This is a genomic window from Streptomyces radiopugnans, assembly GCF_900110735.1.
GTDB lineage: Bacteria > Actinomycetota > Actinomycetes > Streptomycetales > Streptomycetaceae > Streptomyces > Streptomyces radiopugnans.
On record NZ_FOET01000002.1, the window covers coordinates 180962 to 200145 of the forward strand.

At 72.8% G+C, this 19184-nt stretch carries 18 protein-coding genes; 5 read left to right on the forward strand and 13 right to left on the reverse strand.

All coding sequences use genetic code 11. The features are described 5' to 3' along the window. Positions 1 to 33: 33 nt before the first annotated feature. Positions 34 to 756, forward strand: a complete 723-nt coding sequence (locus BMY40_RS05700) for a MerR family transcriptional regulator (RefSeq protein WP_093656115.1) — start codon at positions 34 to 36, stop codon at positions 754 to 756. 87 nt (positions 757 to 843) lie between these two features. Here BMY40_RS05700 and BMY40_RS05705 read toward each other — a convergent pair whose 3' ends face one another. From BMY40_RS05705 to BMY40_RS05755, 11 genes are all read right to left on the reverse strand, one after another. Continuing rightward, a complete protein-coding gene (locus BMY40_RS05705) occupies positions 844 to 3045 on the reverse strand; it encodes a 3-hydroxyacyl-CoA dehydrogenase NAD-binding domain-containing protein (protein ID WP_093656117.1) in 2202 nt (733 codons plus the stop codon). 88 nt (positions 3046 to 3133) lie between these two features. Further along, complete coding sequence (locus BMY40_RS05710; RefSeq protein ID WP_093656119.1) at positions 3134 to 4360, reverse strand: acetyl-CoA C-acetyltransferase; 1227 nt, start codon at positions 4358 to 4360, stop codon at positions 3134 to 3136. Between the two features lie 37 nt (positions 4361 to 4397). Beyond that, a complete protein-coding gene (locus BMY40_RS05715) occupies positions 4398 to 5540 on the reverse strand; it encodes an acyl-CoA dehydrogenase family protein (protein WP_093656121.1) in 1143 nt (380 codons plus the stop codon). Continuing rightward, complete coding sequence (locus BMY40_RS05720; protein ID WP_093656123.1) at positions 5537 to 6691, reverse strand: CaiB/BaiF CoA transferase family protein; 1155 nt, start codon at positions 6689 to 6691, stop codon at positions 5537 to 5539. The genes BMY40_RS05715 and BMY40_RS05720 overlap by 4 nt, the downstream gene beginning before the upstream one ends. Before the next feature lie 237 nt (positions 6692 to 6928). Next, the gene (locus BMY40_RS05725) at positions 6929 to 7687 is read right to left on the reverse strand and encodes a GntR family transcriptional regulator (protein WP_093656758.1); all 759 of its coding nucleotides are present in this window, start codon (positions 7685 to 7687) and stop codon (positions 6929 to 6931) included. 87 nt (positions 7688 to 7774) lie between these two features. Further along, positions 7775 to 8491: a deoxyribose-phosphate aldolase gene (gene deoC / locus BMY40_RS05730; RefSeq protein ID WP_093656125.1), complete on the reverse strand. Its 717-nt coding sequence runs from the start codon at positions 8489 to 8491 to the stop codon at positions 7775 to 7777. An 83-nt stretch (positions 8492 to 8574) separates the two neighbouring features. Then, complete coding sequence (gene rbsD, locus BMY40_RS05735; protein ID WP_093656127.1) at positions 8575 to 9030, reverse strand: D-ribose pyranase; 456 nt, start codon at positions 9028 to 9030, stop codon at positions 8575 to 8577. A gap of 74 nt (positions 9031 to 9104) precedes the next feature. After that, positions 9105 to 10655, reverse strand: coding sequence for a sugar ABC transporter ATP-binding protein (locus BMY40_RS05740; RefSeq protein ID WP_093656129.1), 1551 nt, complete (start codon positions 10653 to 10655; stop codon positions 9105 to 9107). Beyond that, a complete protein-coding gene (locus tag BMY40_RS05745) occupies positions 10655 to 11677 on the reverse strand; it encodes a sugar ABC transporter substrate-binding protein (RefSeq protein ID WP_093656131.1) in 1023 nt (340 codons plus the stop codon). The genes BMY40_RS05740 and BMY40_RS05745 overlap by 1 nt, the downstream gene beginning before the upstream one ends. Positions 11678 to 11760: 83 nt before the next feature. Then, positions 11761 to 12762, reverse strand: a complete 1002-nt coding sequence (locus BMY40_RS05750) for an ABC transporter permease (RefSeq protein ID WP_093656133.1) — start codon at positions 12760 to 12762, stop codon at positions 11761 to 11763. Further along, entirely contained in the window at positions 12759 to 13676 is a 918-nt protein-coding gene (locus BMY40_RS05755; protein WP_093656135.1) for a ribokinase, read from the reverse strand. Before BMY40_RS05755 ends, BMY40_RS05750 begins: the two co-directional genes overlap by 4 nt. 891 nt (positions 13677 to 14567) lie before the next feature. Here BMY40_RS05755 and BMY40_RS05760 point away from each other — a divergent pair. Continuing rightward, complete coding sequence (locus BMY40_RS05760; protein ID WP_245769887.1) at positions 14568 to 15410, forward strand: helix-turn-helix domain-containing protein; 843 nt, start codon at positions 14568 to 14570, stop codon at positions 15408 to 15410. Beyond that, positions 15407 to 15652: a DUF397 domain-containing protein gene (locus tag BMY40_RS05765; protein WP_093656139.1), complete on the forward strand. Its 246-nt coding sequence runs from the start codon at positions 15407 to 15409 to the stop codon at positions 15650 to 15652. The genes BMY40_RS05760 and BMY40_RS05765 overlap by 4 nt, the downstream gene beginning before the upstream one ends. Positions 15653 to 15727: 75 nt before the next feature. Here BMY40_RS05765 and BMY40_RS05770 read toward each other — a convergent pair whose 3' ends face one another. Then, a complete protein-coding gene (locus tag BMY40_RS05770) occupies positions 15728 to 16144 on the reverse strand; it encodes an MmcQ/YjbR family DNA-binding protein (protein WP_093656141.1) in 417 nt (138 codons plus the stop codon). 72 nt (positions 16145 to 16216) lie between these two features. Here BMY40_RS05770 and BMY40_RS05775 point away from each other — a divergent pair, with 72 nt between their 5' ends. Further along, positions 16217 to 17407 (forward strand): saccharopine dehydrogenase family protein, encoded by a 1191-nt coding sequence (locus BMY40_RS05775; RefSeq protein WP_093656143.1) that lies wholly within the window; start codon positions 16217 to 16219, stop codon positions 17405 to 17407. Positions 17408 to 17454: 47 nt separating this feature from the next. Here BMY40_RS05775 and mmpA read toward each other — a convergent pair whose 3' ends face one another. Then, entirely contained in the window at positions 17455 to 17619 is a 165-nt protein-coding gene (gene mmpA, locus BMY40_RS27940; protein WP_177213893.1) for a morphogenic membrane protein MmpA, read from the reverse strand. A 135-nt stretch (positions 17620 to 17754) separates the two neighbouring features. Between mmpA and BMY40_RS05785 the strand changes: the two genes are divergently transcribed. Then, a complete protein-coding gene (locus BMY40_RS05785; RefSeq protein ID WP_093656147.1) occupies positions 17755 to 19179 on the forward strand; it encodes a CoA transferase in 1425 nt (474 codons plus the stop codon). The last annotated feature ends 5 nt before the right edge of the window (positions 19180 to 19184 follow it).

Sequence of the window (19184 nt, forward strand, 5' to 3'; positions counted from 1 at the left end):
CACAACTGCGGTGAGACAGCAATACTGTCCGGCATGGATCCGGCTGCCTCACTGACCGTCGACGAGCTGGCCGCGCGCGCCGGTGTCACCGTCCGCACGATCCGCTTCTACTCCACCCGGGGGCTGCTGCCGCCGCCGGAGATCGGGCCGCGGCGCGTGGGGCGGTACGGGCCCGGCCATCTGTCGCGGCTCGCGCTGATCGAGGAGTTGCAGCACCAGGGGATGACGCTGGCGGCCATCGAGCGCTACCTGCGGCAGCTGCCCCCGGATCTCAGCCCCGAGGACCTCGCACTGCACCGGGCCCTGGTGGCCTCCTGGGCGCCGGACGCCGAGGCGGAGGCCACCAGGGAGAAGCTGGAGCGGCGGGCCGGGCGGCGTCTGACCGAGGACGACCTCGACCGGCTCGCGGCGATGAACGTCCTGGCCCGGACCGACGACCCGGACGTCTTCCGCATAGACCCGGTGATCCTGCACCTGGGGGTGCGGCTGCTGGAGGTGCCGGTCTCGCTGAAGACGCTGCTGGCGGCGCGCGAGGTCGTCCTGGAGCACAGCCGCGAGGCGGCCCGCGAGCTGAGCAGGATGTTCAAGGAGGAGGTCTGGGAGCCCTACCGGCGGCGCGAGTCCGACCCCGAGCAGGTGGAGACGATGCGGACGCTGTCGGCCCATATGCAGCCCATGATCGTGCAGGCGCTGGTGACCGCCTTCCAGCGCTCCATGCGCGAGGAGCTGAAGGCGTCCTTCCCCGACGAGGGATGACCTGCGCGTGGCGCGGGCCGGCCCGGGCCGCGGCGCCCCCGCGCGCACCGGGCGGGGGCGCCTTGAGCGGCCCCCGCCCGGCAGGGCCTACGCGGCGGGCGTGCCGGGCGTGTCGGTGAAGGTCTCGCCCTTCTCCGCCTTCTCCACCAGCAGCGCGGGCGGTGCGAACCGGTCGCCGTACAGCGCCTGGAGCTCGCGGGCGCGCGCCGTGAAGCCGGGCAGGCCGCCCTCGTAGCCGTTGATGTACTGGAGCACGCCGCCGGTCCAGCCGGGGAAGCCGATGCCCAGGATGGAGCCGATGTTGGCGTCCGCGACCGAGGTCAGCACGCCCTCCTGAAGGCAGCGCACGCTGTCGAGCGCCTCGGAGAAGAGCATTCGCTCCTTCATGTCCGTGAAGGGAACGGCCGCGTCGGGGCGGGTGAAGTGCTCGCGCAGTCCCGGCCACAGGCCCGCGCGCCGGCCGTCCGCGTCGTACTCGTAGAAGCCGGCGCCGCCGCTGCGGCCGGTGCGGCCGAACTCGTCGACCATCCGGTCGATGACCGCGTCGGCCGGGTGCGGCTCCCAGGTGCCGCCCGCGGCCTCCACCGCGCGCCGCGCCTCGTTCCGGATCTTCCGCGGCAGGGTCAGGGTCAGCTCGTCCATCAGGGAGAGCACCTTGGCGGGGTAGCCGGCCTGGGCGGCGGCCTGTTCCACGGAGGCCGGGTCCACGCCCTCGGCGACCAGCGCCACGCCCTCGTTGATGAACCGGCCGATCACGCGCGAGGTGAAGAAGCCGCGCGAGTCGCCCACCACGATCGGGGTCTTGCCGATCTGCCGCACCAGGTCGAAGGCGCGGGCGGTGGCCTCGTCGCCGGTCCGCCCACCGCGGATGATCTCCACCAGCGGCATCTTGTCGACGGGCGAGAAGAAGTGCAGTCCGATGAAGTCCTGCTGCCGCTCCACGCCCTCGGCCAGCGAGGTGATCGGGATGGTGGAGGTGTTGGAGCACAGCAGAGCGTCGGGGGCGACGACGTCCTGGATCTCGGCGAACACCTTGTGCTTGAGGGCGGTGTCCTCGAAGACGGCCTCGATCACCGCGTCGCATCCGGCGAGGTCGGCCGCCTCCGCGGTGGGCGTGATGCGGGCCAGCAGCGCCTCGCGCTTCCCGGGGGTGGTGCGACCCCTGGCCAGCGCCTTGTCCAGCAGGCCGGCGGAGTACGCCTTGCCCTTCTCGGCGGCCTCGGCGCTCACGTCCTTGAGCACGACCTCGATCCCGGCCTTCGCGCAGGCGTAGGCGATGCCCGCGCCCATCATCCCGGCGCCGAGCACGGCCACCTTGCGCACCTTGCGGGGCTCGACGCCCCGGGGGCGGCTGCGGCCGGAGTTGACGGCCTGGAGGTCGAAGAAGAACGCCTGGATCATGTTCTTGGCGGTCTGCCCGGTCGCCAGCTCGGTGAAGTAGCGCGACTCGATCGCCTGGGCGGTCTCGAAGTCGACCTGGGCGCCCTCGACGGCCGCGGCCAGGATGTTGCGCTGGGCCGGGTAGGGGGCGCCGCCGAGCTGCTTGGCGAGGTTTGCGGGGAAGGCCGGGAGGTTGGCGGCGAACTTCGGGTTGGCGGGGGTGCCGCCGGGGATCCTGTACCCCTTGACGTCCCAGGGCTGGACGGATGAGGGGTTGGCGTCGATGAACGCCCGCGCCCGCGCGAGCATCTCCTCGGGGGTGTCGACGACCTCGTGGACCAGGCCCTTCTCCATGGCCTGGCGCGGGCGGTACTGCCTGCCCTGGAGCAGTACGTTCAGCAGGGCGTCGGTGATGCCCAGCAGCCGCACGGTGCGCGCCACTCCCCCGCCGCCGGGCAGCAGGCCGAGGGTGGCCTCGGGCAGGCCGATCTTCGAGCCCGGGGCGTCGAGTGCGACGCGGTGGTGGCAGGCCAGCGCGATCTCCAGGCCGCCGCCGAGGGCCGCGCCGTTGATCGCGGCGACGACGGGCACGCCGAGGGTCTCGATGCGGCGCAGGTTCCGCTTCATGGCCATGCCGCGCTCGTGGAGCTCGCCGGCCTGCTCGGGCCGTACCGCCAGCAGGTCGTTGAGGTCGCCGCCGGCGAAGAAGGTCTTCTTGGCGGAGGTGACGATGACGCCGCGGACGCCCTCGCGCTCGGCCTCCAGGCGGTCGGCGACGGCCGCGAGCGAGGCGGCGAACGCGGCGTTCATGGTGTTGGCGGACTGACCGGGGTCGTCCAGGGTGAGGGTGACGACACCGGTGTCGTCCTGCTCCCAGCGGATGGTGGAGGGGGCTGCGGGGGCTGCCATGGTGGGTTTCGGTCTCCGTTGAGGTCTGGCTGCGTCGGAAGGTTCTGGGTGGGTGGGGCGGGGCGGGTGCCGTCGGGCGCGGTGGGGGTCAGAGCCGCTCGACGACGGTGGCGATGCCCATGCCGCCGCCGACGCAGAGGGTGGCCAGGCCGTAGCGCAGGTCGCGGCGCTCCAGCTCGTCCACGAGGGTGCCCAGGATCATCGCGCCGGTGGCGCCCAGCGGGTGGCCCATGGCGATGGCGCCGCCGTTGACGTTGACCTTCTCCATGGGCAGGCCCATGTCCCGCACGAAGCGCAGGACGACGGCCGCGAACGCCTCGTTGATCTCCACCAGGTCCAGGTCGTCGACGGTCAGCCCCGCCTTGGCCAGCGCCTTGCGGGAGGCCGGGGCCGGGCCGGTGAGCATGATCGTCGGTTCGGAGCCGGAGACGGCGGCCGAGACGATCCGGGCGCGGGGGGTGAGGCCGTGGCGCTCGCCGACCTCGCGGCTGCCGATGGCCACCAGCGCGGAGCCGTCCACGATGCCGGAGGAGTTGCCCGCGTGGTGGACGTGGTCGATCCGCTCCACCCAGTGGTACTTCTGCAGCGCCACCGCGTCGAAGCCGCCCGCCTCGCCGATGGTGGCGAAGGACGGCTTGAGGGAGGCGAGGGAGTCGGCCGTGGTGCCCGGGCGCATGTGCTCGTCGCGGTCGAGGACGACCAGGCCGTTGCGGTCGGTGACGGGGACGACCGAGCGGTCGAAGCGGCCCTCCTTCCAGGCGGTGGCCGCGCGCTCCTGCGACATCGCGGCGTACTCGTCCACGTCGCGGCGGGAAAAGCCCTCGATGGTGGCGATGAGGTCGGCGCCGATGCCCTGCGGGACGAAGGCGGTCTCGAAGCTGGTCATCGGGTCCATGGCCCAGGCGCCGCCGTCGGAACCCATCGGCACCCGCGACATCGACTCCACGCCGCCGGCCAGGATCAGGTCCTCCCAGCCGGAGCGGACCTTGGCGGCGGCCAGGTTGACGGCCTCCAGGCCCGAGGCGCAGAAGCGGTTCTCCTGGACGCCGGCGACGGTGTCGGGCAGCCCGGCGGCGATGGCGGCGGTGCGGGCGATGTCGGCGCCCTGGTCGCCGACGGGGGTGACGACGCCGAGCACGATGTCGTCGATGGCGGCCGGGTCCAGGCCGGGGAAGCGGCGGCGCAGCTCGTGGATCAGGCCGACGACCAGGTCGATCGGCTTGGTGCCGTGCAGGGCGCCACTGGCCTTGCCGCGCCCGCGCGGGGTGCGGATGGCGTCGTAGATGTACGCGTCGTTGCTCGCGTGGGTCGTCACGGTCGGGAGCCTTTCGAAGCTTCGGGGCGAGTGCGGGTCAGGAGAGCAGGGAACGGCCGATGATCTCCTTCATGATCTCGGTCGTGCCGCCGTAGATGGTCTGGATGCGCCCGTCGGTGAACGCCCTGGCGACGGGGTACTCGCTCATGTAGCCGTAGCCGCCGTGGAGCTGGAGGCAGCGGTCGGCGGTGCGTTTCTGCAGTTCGGTCGCCCACCACTTGGCCATCGAGGCGTGGACGGCGTCCAGCTCGCCGCTGACGTGGTCCTCGATGCAGCGGTCGACGAAGGCGCGGGTGACGGCGCACTCGGTGGCCATCTCCGCTATCTCGAAGCGTACGTGCTGGAGCCGGGCGAGCGGCCGGCCGAACGCCTCGCGCCCGGTGACGTACTCGCGCGTGATCTGGAGCAGGTGCTCGGCGCCGGCGATGCCGGCCACCGCGATGGCCAGCCGCTCCTGGGCGAGCTGCGTCATCAGGTGGACGAAAGCGCCGTCCCGCTCGCCCAGCAGGTTCTCCTTGGGCACGCGCACGTCGTGGAAGAACAGTTCGGCGGTGTCCTGGGACTTCTGGCCGATCTTGTCGAGGTTGCGACCGCGTTCGAAGCCGGGCATGCCGCGCTCGACGACCAGCAGGCTCAGCCCCTTGGCGCCGCCCTCGGGGGTCGTCCTGGCGACGACGATCACCAGGTCGGCCAGGATGCCGTTGGAGATGAAGGTCTTGGAGCCGTTGAGCAGCCAGTGGTCGCCGCGGTCCTCGGCCGATGTGCGGATGCCCTGGAGGTCGGAGCCGGCGCCGGGCTCGGTCATGGCGATGGCGGTGATCGTCTCGCCGGAGCAGAAGCCGGGCAGCCAGCGCTTCTTCTGCTCCTCGGTGGCCAGGGAGGTCAGATACGGGCCGATGACGTCGTTGTGCAGGCCGATCGCCAGGCCGGGCGTGCCCGCCCTGGTGAACTCCTCGGCCAGCACGGCGCCGTAGCGGAAGTCGTCCTGCCCGCCGCCGCCGTACTCCTCGGGGACGGCCACCCCCAGCAGGCCCTGGCGCCCGGCGGCGCGCCACACCTCGCGGTCGACGGCGCCCTCGCGCTCCCAGCGCTCGTAGTGCGGCAGCACCTCCCGCTCCAGGAAGGCCCGGACCGTCCGCCGGAAGGCCTCGTGGTCCTCGGTGAAGATCTTCCGCTTCATCGTGAGCCTTCCTGTCGCGGGCCGGACATGAGTGCGGGCAGGTCCCAGTCGCGGGCCACCTCGGCGGCGTCCGCGCCGGGCGTGGCGGGCGGGCGGCGCAGCGCGCCGGGGGTGGCGGAGAAGCGGGGGGCGGGGGCGGGCTGGACGGCTCCCGCGTACTCGGTGTAGGTGCCGCGGGCGGCCAGGTGGGGGTGGGCGGGGGCCTCGCGCAGGGAGAGCACGGGGGCCACGCAGGCGTCGGTGCCCTCGAAGACCTCCGTCCACTCCGCCCGGGTGCGGGTGCGGAAGCGGGCGGCGACGGCCCCGCGCAGCCCGTCCCAGCGGGCGGGGTCGTCGCGGCCGGCCGCGGTCCGCTCGTCCAGGCCGATCAGGCGGGCGAACTCGTCGTAGAACGGCCGCTCCAGCGCGCCGACCGCCATCCAGCCGCCGTCCGCGGTCTCGTAGACGCCGTAGAAGGGGCAGCCGCCGTCCAGCAGGTTGGCGCCCCGGCGGTCCTGCCAGGCTCCGGCGGCCAGCATGCCGTGGATCATCGCCGTGAGGTGGCTGGTGCCGTCCACGACGGCCGCGTCCACGACCTGGCCGCTGCCGCCCTCGGTGCGGGCGTGGTGAAGGGCGGCGAGGACGCCGACGACGAGGTAGAGGGAGCCGCCGGCGTAGTCGCCGAGCAGGTTGGCGGGGATCGCGGGCGGTCCGCCGGCCGGGCCGATCATGCCCAGCGCGCCGGTGACGGCGGTGTAGCCGATGTCGTGTCCGGCGCTGGCGGCCAGGGGGCCGTCCTGGCCCCAGCCGGTCATCCGCCCGTAGACCAGCTTCGGGTTGCGGGCCAGGCACGGCACGGGGCCGACGCCCAGGCGTTCGGCGACCCCGGGGCGCCAGCCCTCGATCAGCACGTCGGCGCGTTCGGCCAGGCCGAGTACGGCTGCGGGGCCCTCCGGTGCCTTGAGGTCGACCACCACCGAGCGCTTGTTGCGGCCGGTGACGTCGAGGGCGGGGTCGATGCCCAGGGCCTGCCCGCCGGGCCGGTCGACGCGGACGACGTCGGCGCCGAGGTCGGCCAGGAGCATCGCGGCGAACGGGCCGGGGCCGATGCCCGCCAGCTCCACCACCCGCACTCCGGCGAGCGGGCCGGGGCCTGTGCCTGCCGCTGCCATCCGGTCTCCAACCGTCCGGGCCGCCGCGCCGCGACCGTATGACACCAATGATGTAACACCGGCGATGCTAAGAACACGTTCCACTTTCCACAACCCCTCGCGGGGGGCGCACGCGGAACGTTGTGCCCGTGCCCTGCGGCGTACCGGACCCAGCCGTACCGGAAAGCCCGTATGCCGAAGGCCTGTCCCTCGGGGGACAGGCCTTCGGCATACGAGCGGGGCGGCGCACGGCCGTCCTCATCTGCGCTGCAGCAGGGAGGTGACGCGCAGGCGGCCGCTGTGGATCCACACGTCCGAGTACTCCACCGGGCGGTCGTCGGCGAGGTAGGTGACCTGCTGGAGGTACTGCACGGGGGCACCCTCGGCCAGCGACAGCGCCTCCGCGACCTCCCGCGAGGCGGCCTCCGCGCTGAAGGTGCGGCGGGCCGAGGCGATCTTCAGGCCGTAGGCTCCCTCCAGCGCCCCGAAGAGGCTGGAGGCCGTGAAGTCCACCTTCTCGATGCCGGGCGCGAGGTCGGCCCGCACGAAGTTGAACAGCAGGGCGACCGGCCCCTCCTCGGTGCTGCGCACCCGCACCAGGCGCAGCACCTGTGTGCCGGGGGCCACGTCCAGCAGGGCGGCGACCGGCCGGGGCGGGGTGATCAGGGAGCTCTCGCGCACTCTGGTGGAGGTGACCACGCCCTGGCTGGCGAAGTCCTCCGACAGGGTGCTGAGCTTCTGGGCGATGGCCGGCTCGATCACCGTGGAGGTGACGAACGTGCCGCGTCCGCGCACCTGTCGCAGCAGCCCCTCCTCGATGAGGGTCGCCAGGGCCCTGCGTACGGTGCCGCGGCTGACGCCGAACTCCTGGGCCAGCTCGGGTTCGCTCTTGAGGCGGTAGTGCGGCGGCCACTCGCCGCCGGCGATGCGCAGCCGGATGTGCTCCGAGATCTGGGCGTGGATCGCGGTGGGAACGTTGCGCTTGATGTCCGGAAGACCTCCCTCGTCGGCCGTCACGGTCACGCGTCTCCTCTCCGGTTGCGAAGTGCTCGGTCGCCGTGCACCGCCCGCGCGGGGCGGGCGGGGCACGGAGGCGGCCGGCCGTCAGTAGCTGGTGGTCGAATCGTCGGCGGCGTCGGTGACGATCGCCACGCCGGCACTGGTGCCGAGCAGCGAGGCCCCGGCACGCAGGAGTTCCAGGCCCTGACGGTAGCTCTTGATGGACCCGGAGGCCTTCACCCGAACGCCGTCGCGTGCCCGGTCGACAAGGTAGCGAACACTCGTCGGATTCGCGGTCTCGATCTGCCCGCTGCTGGCGTTCTTCAGGTAGGCCGCGCCCGCCTCCATGGCCAGTTCGACGGCGGCCTCCTTCTCCGCGTCGGTGAGCAGCGGCAGTTCCAGCATGACCTTGACGGGCAGGCCCGAGGCCCGTACGACGCCGGCGATGTCCTCCCGGAACTCGTCGTACATAGCGCTCTTGAGCCAGCCGATCTGCACGCCGATGTCGAGCTGCGTCGCGCCCAGGCGGGCGATCTCGGCGGCCTCGGCCGCCTTGCCCGCGCTGGTCATGACGCCGACGGTCGGGAAGTCCAGGGCCGAGGCCACCTCGATGCCGGTGCCGCGCAGTTCGGCGGCCACGACGGGGACCCAGGAGGCGGGGACCATCGCGGCGTTGAAGCCGTGGGCGACCGCTTCCCGGGCGTGGGCGACCATGTCGTCGCGGGTGGCGTCCGGGTCGATTCTGGTGTGCTGGATGTAGGGCGCCATCTCGGCCGGGCTGAGCGTCGGTTCGGCGGTGGCCGTGGTGGTGGTGTCGGACATTCGGGGGTCTCCTGTGGTGGAAGCCGTGGTGGAAGCCGTGGTGGAGGCTGTGGGTCGGCGCGGCGGGCGGGCCGCCGCGAGGGTCAGAGCTTGGACGCGTAGTGGTCCGGGACGACGACGCCCTCCCCGCCGAACCACCGGGGGGCGTCGACGCCGCAGAACAGGCCGATGTTGCCCCACGGTTCGAAGGCCCCGGTGCGCACGACGACCTTGGCCTGGTGGGCCAGTTCGCCGAGCACCTCGGCGTGCGGGCGCGTGGTGAACTCCGCGTCGGCGAAGCGTTCGCGCAGCCACCGGTCGAGCAGCGGGTTGTTGGACGGGACGTCCTCGGCGCGCACCACGCCCTCGACGACCAGTTCGTCGGCGATCAGGCCGAGCACGGTCCGCAGGTCCGGCAGGTTCTCGGCGATGGCGAGGTCGATGCGGTGCGCACCGCGGGGGACGGGGAAGCCGGCGTCCACGACCATCAGCAGGTCGGTGTGGCCGAGCGTGGCCAGGGCTCCGCTCAGTTCGGCATTGAGGATGCCGGAGCGCTTCATGACGGGGTCCTTTCCGGAAAAGGTACGGGGGCATGGGTGGGAGGCGCGGGAGGAATCGGGAGCCGGGGCGGGTGTCAGGCGGCCGGCACCGCTCCGGTGGCCAGGGCCATGACCGATTCCTCGGTCGCCTCCGCGGCCTCGACCGTGCCGACCAGGCGGCCTTCGCTCATCACCGCGATCCGGTCGGTCAGGGTGAGCAGTTCGGGCAGGTCGGAGGAGGAGCACAGGATCGCCAGGCCCTTCTCCGCCAGTTCGAAGAGCTGCTCGTAGATCTCGGCCTTGGCCCCGACGTCCACGCCGCGCGTGGGCTCGTCGAGGATCAGCACTCCCGGGTCGATCGCCAGCCAGCGGCCGAGTACGGCCTTCTGCTGGTTGCCGCCGGAGAGGCTGGTGATGGGCTGGCTCATGGTGGCGGTCTTGACCCGCAGCCTCCTCGCCTGCTCGGCGGCCCGCCGGTCCAGGGCCCGGCGGCGTACGAGCCCGAGGCGGCTGAGCGGCTTGGTCATCAGCGCGCCGACGTTCTCGCCGACGCTCATGGTGGTCAGCAGGCCCTGGGCGCGGCGCTCGCCGGGGACGAACGCCAGGCGGCGCTCGACGCTGGCGATGGGGTCGCGCCGCTCGTAGGGCCTGCCCAGCAGCTCCACCGTGCCGCCGGTCCCCCTCTCGCCGCCGAAGATGTTGTGCAGCATCTCCACCCGGCCGGAGTCGGGCAGTCCGGCCACGCCCAGGATCTCGCCGGGGCGCAGGTCGAAGGAGACGTCGGTGTGCCGCCGCCCGCTCAGTTCCCGCACCCGCAGGGCGGGTTCCCCGGCGGGCCGGGCGGGGCGCTCCGCGCGGCGGGTGAGCTGCCCCAGTTCACGGCCGACCATGGCGGCGACCGCCTGGTCGGGGGTGGTCTCGTCGCTGCGCCAGGAGGCGACGTGGGTGCCGTCCCGCAGCACCTCGATGCGGTCGGCCAGCCGGAAGACCTCGGGCATGCGGTGCGAGACGTAGAGCATGGTCGTCCCGTCCGCCTTGAGCCTGGCCATCAGCGCGAACAGCCGCTCGGCCTCGGCCGGGGTGAGCATCGCCGTCGGCTCGTCCAGGATCAGCACGCGGCAGCCACGGGCGACGGAGCGGGCCACCACGACGAGCTGCTGGGTGGCCAGGTCCAGCGACCGCACGGGGGCGGCCGGGTCCAGCCGGAGGTCCAGCGCTTCGAGGAGTTCGGCGGTGCGCTCCAGCATCCGGCGCCGGGAGGGGAACCAGCGGCTCCCCGGCTCGACGCCGCTGAGGACGTTCTCGGCGACGCTGCGGTCGGGCAGCAGCGACAGCTCCTGGGGGACGATCGCGACGCCGTGCCGACCGAGCATGGTGCTCGGGTCGAAGGAGGCGACCTCCTCGCCGAACACGGTGACGCCGCCGTCGCTGGGCGGCTGGAGACCGGCCAGGATCTTGAGCAGGGTCGACTTACCGGCGCCGTTCTCCCCCAGCAGTGCGGTGACCTCGCCCGCGGGGACGTCGAAGGAGACGTCGTCGAGGGCGCGCACCGGGCCGAAGTTGCGGGACAGACCGCGGACGCTGACGGCCGGGGCGGTCTCGCGGGAGGCGGTGGCCGGGGCGGTCTCGCGGGAGGTGGCGGTCATCAGTCCTCCACGGTCGCTTCGTCGAGGTTGTCCTGGGTGATGAACTGGGCCCCGGTGTCCATGCCCTCGATCTCGGTGCCCTCGGTGAGGAAGTCGTGCAGCACCTTCACGGCCTGGTAGCCCTGCTCCGCGGGGTTCTGGCTGATCGTGAAGTCCAGCACCCCCTCGTCGATGTACTCGGCCGTCCGGGTGAGGAGATCGAAGCCGCCCATGGCGATGTCACCGGCATCGCCGGACTGCGCCACCCACTTGGCGGCGGCGGTCGTCGAGCAGCAGTCCAGTCCCGCGACCGCCACGACACCGGACTGGCCGGACATGGTGGACTCGACGGTGTTGTAGGCGGCGCTGGGCTCGTTGCCGACGTTCACCGGCCCGACGATCTCCAGGCCGCTACCGTCCAGCCCCTCCTTGAAGCCGCCGAACCGGTCGTGCGACCAGCCGGCCCCGGTGTCCACGGAGAAGACGACGACCTTGCCCTCGTTCGTCCCGTCCAGTTCCTCGAGCAGCCGCTCGGCCTGGGCCTTGCCCGAGCCCTTGAGGTCCTGGCCGACGAAGCCCATCTGCTTGGAGTCGGGGTTGTCGGTGTTGAAGGAGATGACCGGGATGCCCGCGTCGTAGGCCTGGGCGATGACCGGCTTCAGGGCGTCGCTGGAGGCGGAGGAGACGGCGAGGCCGTCCACGGCCTTCTGCTGGATCAGCGTCTGTATCTCGGACACCTGCTGGGCGGCGTCGCCGCCGGTGGGCCCGATGAGGGCGACGTCGGCCCCCAGTTCCTCGCCCGCCTTCTCCATGCCCGCGCCGATCGGCGTGGCGAAGGCCAGGGAGGGGTCGTGGTAGCTGAGCTTGATCCGCATCGGCTCGCCGTCGTCGATGCGCTGCTGGATGTGGGAGGCGAGTTCGAAGGAGCCGTCCTCCGAGCCGCCGGAGTCGGCGGGGGTGACGGCGCCGCACGCGCTGAGGGTGAGGGTGGCGGCGGCGGCCGTGGCGGCGGCGAGGCCTCTGAGGAGGGTGCGAGCAGACATGGGCGTTCCTTGGTGGTGTTCGGGGGTGTCTGGGGTGTCCGGGGGCGCGGGCGTGCCCCCGGGGGGGCGCGGTGGCCGGGCTGTCAGGCCCGGGTCTTGCGCCTGCGCTGCCAGGTGTCGGCCGCGACGGCGGCGACGATCACGAGGCCGGTGACGACGGTCTGCCAGAAGGAGGAGATCCCGTTGATGTTGAGGATGTTCTGGAGCAGGCCGATGAAGGCGACGCCGATGACGGTGCCCCACATGGTTCCGGAGCCGCCGAACAGGGCCGCGCCGCCGATGATGACGGCGGAGATCACCGTCAGCTCCAGCCCCTGGCCGGTGACGCCCTGCACGTAGGAGAGGAAGGACAGGCCGAGCACACCGGCGAGGCCGGCGGCGAAGCCGGAGAGGACGAACGCGGTCAGCTTGACCTGCTTGACGTTGACGCCGACCAGCCGGGCGGCCTCCTGGTTGCCGCCGACGGCGTAGGTGTTGAAGCCGAAGCGCGAGCGGGACAGCAGCACCACTCCGACGGCCGCGACGGCGACGAAGAAGACGAACTGCATCGGTATCAGGCCGAACAACCGCCCCTGACCGAGGAGGTTGAACTCCGCGACCCCGGGCTGGGAGGAGCTGAGGGAGATCGGGGCGCCGTCGGAGATCAGCAGGGCGACCCCGCGGAAGACGCTGAGCGTGCCGAGGGTGACAATGAACGACGGCACGCCGAGCACCACGACGGCCAGCCCGTTGAGCAGCCCGGCCATCGCTCCCACGGCGAGTCCGGCGCCCATCGCCAGGGGCCAGCTCCAGCCGTCCGAGATCAGCATTCCGGTCGAGATCGCCGACAGCGCGTAGGTGGACCCCACCGACAGGTCGATCTCGCCGTTGAGGATGACGAACGTGGCGCCGACGGCCATGATGCCGATCTGCGCGATCTGCTGGCCGACCGAGAGCAGGTTGTCGGACTGGGCGAAGCTCGGCGAGAGGACGGTGCCCAGCAGGAAGAGCAGCACGAGAGCGGCGAAGACACCGGACTCACGGGCGTGGAGCAGTCTGCGCAGCGGGAGGGAGAACTCCCGTGCCGGTGCGGTGGTCGAGGTCATGGGACGTTTCCAATCCAGGCGTTCAGCCGGTCTCTGGTGGGCAGGGCGGGGATGACGCCCGCGATCGTGACGGTGTGGGCGCCCGCCGCGGCGGCGAACTCCGCCGCCTGCCGCAGGTCCCGCCCCTCCGCGAGGGCGACCGCGAGCGCGGCGGTGAAGGAGTCGCCCGCGCCCGTGGTGTCGACGACGGTGCCGGCCGGGTAAGGCGGCACCCTCGTCACGTCGGCGCCCCGGGCGATCAGCGCGCCCTCGCCGCCCCGGGTGAGGACGGCCGCGCCTTCGGTGCGCTCGCACAGGGTCCGGACGAGGTCCTCGTCCCCGAGCCCGTGCTCGTCGCCGAGGCCGAGGAGTACGGGGGCCTCGGTCTGGTTCGGTGTGATCACGTCGATGAGCGGCCAGGCGTCCTCGGGCAGCGGCCGGGCGGGCGCCGGATTGAGCAGGGTCGTGGTGCCGGTCTCGCGGCCCGCGCGCAGCGCTGCCACGACGGCCTCCTCGGGGATCTCCATCGAGACGACGAGGACGTCGGCCGAGGCGATCTCGGCGCGGAACGGCTCGACGGCCGCCGCGTCCAGTTCGTCCAGGGCTCCCGGGGCGATGGCGATGCGGTTCTCGCCGGACGGCTCGACCAGGATGAAGCCGACCATCGTGGGGGCGCGGGCCGTCAGCACGTGCCCGGCCTCGACACCCTCGCGCCGCCACAGCTCGCGCGCGGCGCGGCCGAAGTCGTCGTCGCCCACGGCGGTCAGCAGGGAGACCTCGGCGCCCAGCCGGGCGGCGCCCACGGCCTGGTTGCTTCCCTTGCCGCCGGGGCCGGGATCGAACACGCCGCCCGACACGGTTTCGCCCGCCGCGGGCGCCTTCGGTACCCGCATGGTGAGGCCGGCCCCATAGCTTCCGACAACTGCGATCTTCATCGACGCACCACGCTTTGTATGTGAACAACCATGAACAAGCGCGAGCGTAGGTACAGGGATGTCCCTAGTCAATAGGTTGCCGAGAAGTGAACGTCCGTTACGTTTCCGTGTCATTCGCCCGGGCCCGGCTCCGGCCCCGGCGCCCAGGACCGGGCGGGCACCCCGCCCCCGTCCACCCGTCGGGCTGCTCGGGCGCGGCGCCCTCGGCCGCCGCCCCCTTCGCCCGTCCCGTTCTGCCGTTCCGGCATTCCGACGCTCTGGCGCTCTGGCGCTCCGGCGCCGCAACCGGCGTGAAGTCGCCCGGAGTCGGCTCGTGTCAGCGCACTTCCGACCGGTGCGAGCCCGCCTTGGCGGGGCTCGCCTCCACCCGTCCCTGACACCCGACAGCACCTGTCGCCGCTACCGCCGGAGCCCGAGGTCAGAGGTCAGAGACCCCGAGCCCCTTCGAGCGGACAGCCGGACGCGGGACACGGGAAGGCCGCGGAACCTGCGGTGGGATCACTTGCGGCCGTCCCGTGACAGCGGCCCTGAGCAGCCGTTCGCCATCGAACCGCGAAATGGCGCGGTAAGCACGGGAGTCCCTGTTCGGCCTTGCCGACCGGTTCGCGGTACAGGGCCAGATACCGGGCGAGCCGGGCGCGCAGTGGGGTGGAGCTGAACCACTGCGTGAACACACGTACGGTAACTGCCTCTTGAGGGGGAAAGGGTTGCGTCCTGGCCTCGATCCGGCCTGGTCAGAGGGGCTCGACCGGCTCCGCTGCCCTACGCGGAGTCAGTGTACGAGCACGCCGGGGAGGCAGTGCGAGTTACCTTCCGTGACGGCGGATCAGCCGGTCGGACATATGGGAGGGGTCGGCGATGGCAGCGAACGGTACGGGCGGAAACGGCGACATGGCGGCTTTCCCCCCGGAGGACGGCGGCCACGTCGAGCCGGAGAGGCTGGACAGCCTCAGGGCGTTCGGCGAGGTCGTCAAGGCGTTCCGCAAGCGGGCGGGGCTGACCCAGGAGTCACTGGCCCCGAAGGTGCGGTACTCACCGGAGACGGTCGCCTCCATCGAACAGGGCCGCCGTTTCCCGCCACGGGACTTCGTCGAAAGCGCCGAGGAGGTCCTGGACGCGTTCGGCACGATCAAGGGCGCGGCCCGCCATCTGACCCGGCGGCCGGGACTGGCCAACTGGTTCCACCAGTGGGCCCAGCTGGAGACGGAGGCGATCAACCTCTACACGTACGAGTGCCGCCTGATCCCGGGCCTGCTCCAGACCGAGGCCTACGCGCGCACACTCTTCGTGGACCAGCTTCCGCTGCTGAGCGACGAGCAGATCGAAGCCCAGTGGGTGGCGCGGGCCGAGAGGCAGCGCCTGCTGCGGGAACGCCCGGGCACCACGTTCGGCTTCATCCTGGAGGAGCATCTGTTCCTGCGGCAGACGGGCGGCCCGGAGGTGACGCGTGAGCTGATCGACCACGTGCTGGAGATCTCGAAGCTGCGGAACGTGGAGGTGCAGATCATGCCGCTGGTGCGCGAGAACCATGCAGGTCTGGACGGCTCAATGCAGCTTCTGGAGACTCCAGACAACCGATGGTTCGCCTACAACGAAGGTCAGCGGGGTGGGTTGTTCATCAGCGACCACAGGGAGCTGAGCATTCTCCAGATGCGGTATGCCAGGATGCGTTCGCAGGCTCTTACTCCCGAAGACTCCGTGAGCCTGTTGCGGCGGATGCGAGGAGCAGCATGAGCAGCACGGAACTGTCCTGGTTCAAGAGCAGCTACAGCAGCGGCTCCGGCGGTGACTGCGTCGAGGTCGCCCTCTCCTGGCACAAGTCCAGCCACAGCAGTGGCGGAGACGGCGACTGCGTGGAGGTCGCCTCCTGCCCCGGCACCGTCCATGTGCGGGACTCCAAGGACAAGGACGGCCCGCAGCTCGCCGTCGCCCCGGAGGCGTGGAGCGGTTTCCTCGCCTACGCGGCCCGGAGCTGACCGCTCACCCAGCCGAACGCCTCGCACCGGAACGCCTGCGGTGCGAGGCGTTCCGCTCGGGACGGCGGCGGGCCGTCAGCCGGCTGCTCGCGCGTCGAGCTCCGCCACCAGCCGCTTCGGCGCGATGGTGCGGTAGCTCTCCTCCACCCAGTCGCACAGCAGCTCCGCGTCCGGCGCGTCCGGCGCGCCCAGCGGGATGGTCACCCAGCCCGCCCGGCCGAGTCCGTAACCGGTGGGGAGGGCGCCGGGGGCGGACATCGCGTGGGCGTGGGCCCCGGGGTCGGTGAGTTTGACGGTGGCGGTGGGCGGGGAGTCGCCCTGCCCCGCCACGAGGTGCCCGAGGAAGAGGAAGACGAAGATCTTCCGGTTGACCTTGACCACGGACTCCCCCCAGGGGAAGTCCTCGTACGCGCCGGGCAGTTCGAGGGCGAATCCGCGCACCCGCTCACGTACCGCCTGCGCGTCGCCGCGCCCCTTCGCACGCTCGTCCATGCCCCCACCGTAAGGTCGGGCACCGGCAGACGTCTCCGTCCGCTTCCCCCTCTCACCCTCAGGAGGTCAGGAGTGCCCCGCAACGACCGCGAGTACGACGTGGTGCTGTTCGGCGCGACCGGTTTCACCGGCGGGCTGACGGCCGAGTACCTGGCCGCCCACGCCCCCGACGGCTGCCGCTGGGCGCTGGCCGGGCGCAACCGCGACAAGTTGCTGCGGCTGCGCGAGCGGCTGGCGGAGCTCGATCCGGCCTGCGCCGAACTGCCGCTGCTGCACGCCGATGTCACCGACCCCGGCTCGCTGCGCGCGGTGGCCCGGAGCGCCGCGGTGGTGGCCACCACCGTCGGCCCGTACGTCGAGTACGGGGAGCCGCTGGTGGCCGCGTGCGCCGAGGCCGGGACGGACTACGCCGACCTCACCGGCGAGCCGGAGTTCGTCGACATGATGTACCTGCGCCACCACGACCGGGCCCGCCGCACCGGTGCGCGTTTGGTGCACGCCTGCGGTTTCGACTCGGTGCCGCACGACCTGGGCGTGCTGTACACCGTCGAGCGCCTTCCCGAGGGGGTGCCGCTGCGGATCGACGGCTATGTGCGGGCCTCCGCGGCCTTCTCCGGGGGTACGTTCGCCTCCGCGCTGACGGCGTTCTCCCGTGGCCGGCAGATGCGGGCCGCGGCGCGGGAGCGGCGGCGGGTGGAGTCCCGTCCGGCCGGGCGCCGGGTCAGCGCGCCGCTGGACCGGCCGCGCCGCAGCGGGAAGGCAGGGGTGTGGGCGGTGCCGCTGCCGACGGTCGATCCGCAGATCGTGGCCCGGTCGGCGGCCGCCCTGGAGCGCTACGGCCCCGACTTCCGCTACCGCCACTACGCCGCCGTCCGCACGCTGCCCATGGCCGTGGGCGGCATGGCCGGGGCGGGGGCGCTCTTCGCCGCCGCTCAGCTCCCGGCCGCGCGCCGCGCGCTGTCGGCCCGGCTGGCGCCGGGGGACGGACCGAGCCCGCGCAAGCGCGCGGAGAGCTGGTTCAAGGTCCGCTTCTTCGGCGAAGGAGGCGGCCGTCGGGTGGTGACGGAGGTCTCCGGCGGCGATCCGGGCTACGACGAGACCGCGAAGATGCTGGCCGAGTCGGCGCTCTGTCTGGCGCTGGACGACCTGCCGCCGGCCTCGGGCCAGGTCACCACGGCCGTGGCGATGGGGGACGCGCTGATCGACCGGCTGGTGCGGGCCGGGGTGGGCTTCCGGGTGGTCTCCTCCACGGAGCGCCGCTGAGCGTCGCGGGTGGGCCAGGGCCGGGGAGCCGGGTGGCGGGCGGGCGGTCAGCCCGTCACCCAGGAGGCTATGACGTAGAGCATGGCTATCACCCAGCCCACGGCGAGCGTGCCCGCCAGGGCGAACGCCAGGGCGGGGCCGCGCCCGAGGTCCGAGGCCAGGGAAGGGGCCATTTCGGGGGTTCCGTGCATGTTCTCCATGATCCGCTCCATGCCCTCAGGGTGCCGTGCCGGCACGACTTCCAAACATCCGTACGCGTACTCATCCGCGTTGGGGATCAAGCTAGTTGCGGGTACTGACAACGCGATCTCCGTGCGGGCGCACGGGACTGCGGGCACAATGCGTGCATGGATCAACGGTCTTGGGCCCGGCTGTGGGCCGCACTCGGCGGCGATCCCGGTCTGCTCGAGCGTGTCCGTCTCGTCCCCCGCACCTCCCCCGACGGGGCCGGCGGCGTGCTGCCCGCCCGGCTGCCGGTGCGGGAGCTGGCACGTTCCACCGTGGCGGTGTGCGCGCTGGCGGCGGCCGAGTTCGAGGCGCGCTCCGCCACGGGGAGCGCGGGGGCGCCCGTGCCCGGGGTCGGGGTGGACGACGGGGCGGTGGCCACCGCGTTCGTCAGCGAGCGCCATCTGCGGATCGACGGGCGCGCGCCGGCCACCTTCGCGCCGCTGTCGCGTTTCTGGCGCACCGACGGCGGTTGGCTGCGTACCCACGCCAACTACCCGCACCACCGCGCCCGGTTGCTGTCCGCGCTCGGCGTGCCGGACGGCGGCGACGACGAGGCACTGGCCGCCGCCGTCGCCGCCGTACTGGCGGAGCGCCGCGCCGAGGACGTCGAGGAGGCGGTGTACGCGGCGGGCGGTCTGGCCGTCGCCGTCCGCACCCCCGGGCAGTGGTCGGCGCATCCGCAGGGCGCGGCCGTGGCCCGGCTCCCGCTGGTGGGGATGGAGCGGCTGGACGACGCGCCCGCGCCGCCGCTGCCCTCCCCCGGCTCCGGCCCGCGCGTGCTGGACCTCACCCGCGTCATCGCCGGTCCCGTGGCCACCCGCACCCTCGCCCTGCTGGGCGCCGACGTGCTGCGGATCGACTCGCCGCACCTGCCCGAGAGCGCGGACGCGCACGCCGACACCGGGTTCGGCAAGCGGTCGGCGCTGCTGGACCTGGCGTCCCGCTCCGGCCGCGCCTCCTTCGAGGAACTGCTGGGGAGGGCCCATGTGGTGGTCACCGGCTACCGTCCCGGCGCGCTGGACCGCTTCGGGCTGTCGGCCGGGGAGCTGGCCGGGCGGCGGCCGGGTGTGGTGGTGGCGGAGCTGAGCGCCTGGGGCGGTCCCGGTGTCGGGCCGTGGGGCGGCAGGCGGGGCTTCGACAGCCTGGTGCAGGCGGCGAGCGGCATCGCCGTGACCGAGGGCGGGCCGGACGGCGGGCCGGGTGTGCTGCCCGCGCAGGCCCTGGACCACGGCACGGGCTATCTGCTGGCCGCCGCCGTGCTGCGTTCGCTCACCGACCAGCGCGGCGGCGGGGGTTCGCGGCTCGTACGGCTGGCCCTGGCGCGGACGGCGCACTGGCTGCAGCACGAGCTGGAGGATCCGCGGGCTCGGGAGGAGCCGGGCGAGGCCGGGGAGCCGTACGACCCGGCCGACTGGCTGGACGAGACCGGCAGCCCGCTGGGCCGACTGCGGCACGCCGTCTCCCCGGTGGCCTACGACGGCGGGCCGGGTGGCTGGACCCGGCCGCCGGGGCGGCCGGGTGCGGACGCGCCCGTGTGGGAGTGAGGAGG

Coding starts and splice junctions, on each gene's coding strand:
- BMY40_RS05700 (WP_093656115.1), top strand. CDS start 34: ATGGATCCGGCTGCCTCACTGACCGTCGACGAGCTGGCCGCGCGCGCC.
- BMY40_RS05705 (WP_093656117.1), bottom strand. CDS start 3,045: ATGGCAGCCCCCGCAGCCCCCTCCACCATCCGCTGGGAGCAGGACGAC.
- BMY40_RS05715 (WP_093656121.1), bottom strand. CDS start 5,540: ATGAAGCGGAAGATCTTCACCGAGGACCACGAGGCCTTCCGGCGGACG.
- BMY40_RS05720 (WP_093656123.1), bottom strand. CDS start 6,691: ATGGCAGCGGCAGGCACAGGCCCCGGCCCGCTCGCCGGAGTGCGGGTG.
- deoC (WP_093656125.1), bottom strand. CDS start 8,491: ATGTCCGACACCACCACCACGGCCACCGCCGAACCGACGCTCAGCCCG.
- rbsD (WP_093656127.1), bottom strand. CDS start 9,030: ATGAAGCGCTCCGGCATCCTCAATGCCGAACTGAGCGGAGCCCTGGCC.
- BMY40_RS05740 (WP_093656129.1), bottom strand. CDS start 10,655: ATGACCGCCACCTCCCGCGAGACCGCCCCGGCCACCGCCTCCCGCGAG.
- BMY40_RS05745 (WP_093656131.1), bottom strand. CDS start 11,677: ATGTCTGCTCGCACCCTCCTCAGAGGCCTCGCCGCCGCCACGGCCGCC.
- BMY40_RS05750 (WP_093656133.1), bottom strand. CDS start 12,762: ATGACCTCGACCACCGCACCGGCACGGGAGTTCTCCCTCCCGCTGCGC.
- BMY40_RS05755 (WP_093656135.1), bottom strand. CDS start 13,676: ATGAAGATCGCAGTTGTCGGAAGCTATGGGGCCGGCCTCACCATGCGG.
- BMY40_RS05760 (WP_245769887.1), top strand. CDS start 14,568: ATGGCGGCTTTCCCCCCGGAGGACGGCGGCCACGTCGAGCCGGAGAGG.
- BMY40_RS05765 (WP_093656139.1), top strand. CDS start 15,407: ATGAGCAGCACGGAACTGTCCTGGTTCAAGAGCAGCTACAGCAGCGGC.
- BMY40_RS05770 (WP_093656141.1), bottom strand. CDS start 16,144: ATGGACGAGCGTGCGAAGGGGCGCGGCGACGCGCAGGCGGTACGTGAG.
- mmpA (WP_177213893.1), bottom strand. CDS start 17,619: ATGGAGCGGATCATGGAGAACATGCACGGAACCCCCGAAATGGCCCCT.
- BMY40_RS05785 (WP_093656147.1), top strand. CDS start 17,755: ATGGATCAACGGTCTTGGGCCCGGCTGTGGGCCGCACTCGGCGGCGAT.